Genomic DNA, 5061 nt, shown 5'->3' with positions numbered 1-5061 from the left:
GAGACGCTGTACATGGGCGTGCCCTATGTGACCTTGGCCGGGCGGCCCAGTGTGGGGCGGCTGGGCAGCACCATCCTTGAAGGGCTGGGGCACCCGGAGTGGATCGCCCAGACAGAAGAGGAATACATCGCCAAGGCGGTGGCGCTGGCAGCGGACACGCAGGCACTGGCCGGGACCCGGGCCGGGCTGAGGCAGAAGATGCAGGCCAGCGCCTTGATGGACGAGGCCGGCTTTGTGCGGCGCGTGGAGATGGCCTTTGAGCAGATGTTCGAGCGCTGGCAGCAGCAACAGCCGGCGCCTGATGATGCCCCTGGTGCGCAGGGCGCGCCCGATCCGGCCCAGGTGCAGCAACTGGTCGCCTTGTTCAAGCAGGGCCAGCATGTGCAAGGTGAGCAATTGGCGCGCGCGCTGGTGCAGCGCTTCCCTGAGGATGGCTTTGCCTGGAAGGCGCTGGGTAGCATGCTGCAGCCGCAGGGCAAGCTGGCCGAGGCGATACAGGCCAAGCGCAAGGCGGTGGTGCTGCTGCCCGAGGATGCTGAGGCCCATGCCAACCTGGGCCACCTGTTGCAGGTCCAGGGCCTGTATGCCGAGGCCGAACAGGTGCTGCGCAAGGCGGTGGCGCTGGATGCCGGCAATGTGGCAGCGCTGAACAACCTGGGGCTGACACTGCAGAAAACCGGCCGCCTGCGCGAAGCAGAGGCCAGTTTCCGCCAGGCACTGAAACGGCAACCTGACCATGAAGACGTGTATGGCAATCTGCTGTTCACGTTGAATTACGACGCCGACTACAGCGCTCCCAAAATCTTTGAGGCCTACAAGGAGTACGAGCGGCGTTTTGGCGCGCCGCTGAAGAAGCACGGGCTGCCCCATGCCAACCCGTCCCGCGCTGGGCGGCGGCTGAAGGTGGGTTATGTGTCCGGTGACTTTATGAACCACGCGGCTCAGCATTTCCTGGAGCCGCTGTTGGCCCGGCATGACTCAGGTGCAGTGGAAATCTACGCCTATGCCGAGTTGGCACGCGAAGACATGCTCACCGTGCGCTACAAGAGCCAGGTGGCCCACTGGGTGCCCACGCGCGGCATGAGCGACGCCGCGCTGGCCCAGCGCATACGCGCCGACGGCATCGACGTGCTGGTGGACCTGGCCGGCCACACCGCAGGCAACCGCCTGGGCGTGTTCGCCAGGAAGCCCGCGCCAGTCTCTTTGAGCTGGCTGGGCTTTGGCTACACCACCGGCCTCAAAGCCATCGATTACCTGTTGACCGACGCCACCCAGGCCCCCGAAGGCAGCGAAGCACTGTTCTCCGAAACCCCCTGGCGCCTGAGCGGCACCGGCTACGCCTACCGCCCCGGGGCCGACATGGGCGAAGTCGGCGAACTGCCCGCCCTGCGCAACGGGTACGTGACCTTCGGCACCCTGACCCGTGCCGTGCGCATCAACCACAAGAGCGTGCGCGTGTGGGCCGACATCCTGAAGCGAGTGCCCAACGCACGGCTGGTGGTGGACAGCCGTTCGTTCGTGGATGCGCCTGCCTGCCAAGCCCTGGCGGCACGCTTCGAAGCCCAAGGCATAGACCCCGGGCGTCTGCACATAGGCTGCCACAGCCCGCCATGGGACGTGCTGCGCGGGGTGGACATCGGGCTGGACTGCTTCCCGCACAACTCGGGCACCACCTTGTTCGAGACGCTGTACATGGGCGTGCCCTATGTGACCTTGGCCGGGCGGCCCAGCGTGGGGCGGCTGGGCAGCACCATCCTTGAAGGGCTGGGGCACCCCGAGTGGATCGCCCAGACAGAAGAGGAATACATCGCCAAGGCGGTGGCGCTGGCAGCGGACACGCAAGCACTGGCCGAGACCCGGGCCGGGCTGAGGCAGAAGATGCAGGCCAGCGCCTTGATGGACGAGGCCGGCTTTGTGCGGCGCGTGGAGATGGCCTTTGAGCAGATGTTCGATCACTGGGACGCGCGCACTGCCGCCAGCCGGCCGGCCGCGCCGGTGATCACGACGCCACCGGCAATGACGCCCAGCATGGACGAGATGAACGCCATCACGGCCTTGTTCAAGCAAGGCCAGTATGCGCAAGGTGAGCGCCTGGCGCGGGCCATGACGGGGCGATTTCCCAACGACGGCTTCGCCTGGAAGGCCCTGGGAGCGCTGTTGCATGCGCAGGACAAGCTGGCCGAGGCGGTGGCCGCCAAGCGCCGCGCCGCAGAGTTGCTGCCCGAGGATTGGGAGGCCCAGGGTAACCTGGCGCGCGCGTTGCATCAGGCGGGTCTGCTGGCCGAAGCGTTGCAGATTTTTCAGGCCATCGCGCAAGCCCTGCCAGACGATGCCGGCGCCCACAACAACCTGGGTTTCCTGCTGAACGACCTGAAGCGCTTTGACGAAGCCCAGGCTTGTTACGAGCGCGCCCTGCACTTGCAACCGGATTTTGTCGTTGCCTGGAACAACCTGGCCAGTTCGCAAAAGGACCAGGGCCGCCTGAAGCAGGCCGAGGCCAGCGCCCGCCAGGGTTTGCGGCTGAACCCCGGGCTGGGTGCCTTGCATGCCAACCTGGCCGCCATCTTCCTGCGCCGGGGGCATTTGCCGCAAGCCTTGGAAAGCCTGCAGCAGGCGCTGGAGATCAACCCCGACGACGTGCTCAGCCATGGCAGCCTGCTGTTCGTGCTGAACTACCACGCCGACAAAAGCGCCGAAGCCATTTTTGAGGCCTATCGCCAGTTTGACCGTCGCTTCGGCCTGCCGGCCCGCGTCCACTGGCGGCCGCACAACAACCCGCCGCTGGCCGGCCGGCGCCTGAAAGTGGGCTATGTGTCGCCTGACTTTTGCAACCACCCCTGCCGCTTTTACCTGGAGCCGCTGCTGGCCAGCCACGACCGCGCCACAGTCGAGCTGTATGCCTATGCCGAGTTGGTGGCCGAGGACGCGCTGACCGCACGCTACAAGACGTTGGTGGAGCACTGGGTCCCTACCCGGGCCCTGAGCGACGCCGCGCTGGCAGAGCGTGTGCGCGCTGATGGCATAGACATTCTGGTGGACCTGGCCGGCCACACCGGTGGCAACCGCTTGGGCATGTTCGCGCGCAAGCCGGCGCCAGTGTCGCTGAGCTGGCTGGGCTTTGGCTACACCACGGGCTTGAGCGCCATCGACCATTACCTGACTGACGAGGTCAGCGTTCCACCGGGCAGTGACGCCCTGTTTGCCGAAAAGCCCTGGCGCCTGCCCGCGCCCTGCTTTGTCTACCGGCCCGGCGAGGGTACCGGTGAGGTGGGCGAACTGCCAGCACGGCGCAATGGGTACATCACGTTTGGCACGCTGACGCGGGCGGTGCGCATCAACCACCACACGGTGCGCGTGTGGTCGCGCATCCTGCAGCAACTGCCGCAGGCACGGCTGGTGGTTGACAGCGGCAGCTACCAGGATGACGACATGCAGGAGGCATTGGCGGCCAGGTTTGCCGCGCATGGCATTGAGCGCCACCGGCTGCAGATTGGCTGCCACAGCCCGCCGTGGGATGTGCTGCGCGGGGTGGATATCGGGCTGGACTGCTTTCCGCACAACTCGGGCACCACCCTGTTCGAGAGCCTGTACATGGGCGTGCCTTTTGTGACCTTGGCCGGCCGGCCCAGCGTGGGGCGGCTGGGCAGCAGCGTCTTGCAGGGTGTGGGCTGTGCGCAATGGATAGCGCACAGCGAAGAGGACTACATTGCCAAGGCGGTTGAATTGGCGACCGACACGCAGGCGTTGGGCAAAATCAGGGCCGGCTTGCGGCACAAGATGCGCATGAGCGCGCTGATGGACGAGGCCGGCTTTGCGCGGCGCGTGGAAGCCGCCTTCGGGCAGATGTTTCAGCAATGGCAGGCCACCCAGGCGCCGCAGCCCCGGGCCGCCGGGCTGCTGGGCGGAGGGGACGCCTTGCAGCAGCTGGAGGCGAAGCTGCGCAGCATCCTGAAAATCTTGCCGCTGGAAGCCGACATGCATTACGACCTGGGCAACAACCTGCGCGACCAGGGCCGGGTGCCCGAGGCGCAGGCGAGTTGGCGCCAGGCCCTGCTGGTGCAGCCAGACCATGCGGACGCGTTGAGCAACCTGGCCATTTCGCTGCAGCAGCAAGGCCAGTGGGTGGAGGCTCAACAACTGCTCAGGCGCGTGGTGGCCTTGCGGCCCGGGCAGGCCACGGCCCACTACAACCTGGGATTCAACCTGCTGGCGCAGCAGGACATGGCGGCCGCCAAGGCCTGTTTCCAGCACGCCTTGCAGTTGAAGCCCGACTTTGCCGTCGCCTATGTCAACCTGGGCAAGCTGTTGCAGGAGTCGGGCGAGTTGCTGGAAGCGGAAGTGGTGTGGCGGCGCGCCTTGCAGGCGCTGCCCGAGTTTGCCACCGCCTATGCCCAGCTGGGCAACAGCCTGCTGCAGCAAGGCAGGCTGGCCGAGGCCGAGGTCTGCTACCGACAGGCTGTGCGGCTGGAGCCGGACGACCACAATGCCCATTTCCAGCTGGGCCTGAACCTGTCCCAGTTGGGCAAGCCGGTGGAGGCCGAGGCCTGCTACCGCCAGGCGCTGGCGCTGGACGATACGCTGGTGGCGGTGTGGAGCAACCTGGTCGATGTGCTGTGCGTGTTAGGCCGCACGGAAGAGGCCGAAGCCTGCGCGCGCCGTGCTTTGAGCCTGGATGGCCAGAACGTGGCAGCGCACGGCAACCTGGGCACGGCCTTGCTGCACCGGGGGCATTTGTCCGAGGCCGCAGACAGTTTCCGGCAGGCGCTGGCGCTGGCGCCCGATCACAAACACATTTACAACAACCTTCTGTTCGCGCTGAACTACGACGCCGACAAGAGCGCACAGGAGATCTTCGAGGCGTACCAGGAGTACGAGAGGCGCTTCGGCGAGCCCTTGCGCAAGGAATGGCAGCCCCACGGCAATGCGCCGCTGGCCGGGCGGCGCTTGAAAGTGGGCTACGTCTCCCCCGACTTTCGCAACCACGCCTGCCGCTACTTCCTGGAGCCCCTGGTGGGCAACCACGACCCGCAGCGCGTGGAAATCTATGCCTACGCCGAACTG

General features: G+C 66.4%; 1 protein-coding gene. It reads left to right on the top strand.

The window, feature by feature from the left end; genetic code table 11:
* On the top strand, positions 1 to 5061 hold a 5061-nt coding region (locus tag AC1DX2_RS25830), incomplete at both ends, for an O-linked N-acetylglucosamine transferase family protein (protein WP_477199306.1).

Source organism: Hylemonella sp. P2_B10 (genome assembly GCF_056404875.1).
The sequence above is the reverse complement of the archived record's forward strand: the minus strand, read 5'-3'. Positions and strand labels throughout refer to the sequence as shown.